At 66.7% G+C, this 496-nt stretch carries 1 protein-coding gene; it reads left to right on the top strand.

Features of this window, described 5'->3' with window-relative positions; translation table 11 throughout:
* On the top strand, positions 1 to 496 hold a 496-nt coding region (locus GYB81_RS24010; RefSeq protein ID WP_161898018.1), incomplete at both ends, for an ABC transporter permease.

The following is a 496-nucleotide window of genomic DNA, read 5'->3' as shown; positions in this document are numbered from 1 at the left end:
CGGCTACGACAGCCTGCCGCAGGCCAAGCGCGACCTGGACTGGCGCGAGCTGTACTCGATCATCCTGATCCCGCTGAACTTCGAGAAGCGCCTGCTGCGCGGCGAGGCGCTGGTGACCACCTACTTCGGCGATGCCACCAACCGCATGGCCAACGGCCAGATCCAGCAGGACATCTCGGCGGTCTACAGCGCGCTGACCAACCGCTACAACGCTGCCCTGCTGGAACGCGAAGGCTTCACCGCGACCCAGGCGCAGGTGGTGCTGAGCCCGCTGGTAGGGCAATTGACCGACCTGTTCAACCCCGGCATCAGCTTCGCCGCCATCGTCCTTCCGGGGTTGCTGTCGCTGATCCTGCAACACAGCCTGCTGCTCGGCTGCACCCGCGGCAACATCATGCTGCGCGGCGGCACCCCGCGCTACATGCGCCAGCCGCTGTCGACCCGCTTCGGCCGCTACAGCGCGCAACTGCTGATCTGGACCGTGCTGGCGATGCTC

The sequence above is a fragment of the Pseudomonas yangonensis genome, from assembly GCF_009932725.1.
Lineage (GTDB): Bacteria > Pseudomonadota > Gammaproteobacteria > Pseudomonadales > Pseudomonadaceae > Aquipseudomonas > Aquipseudomonas yangonensis.
This window is presented reverse-complemented; position numbering and strand designations above follow the sequence as displayed.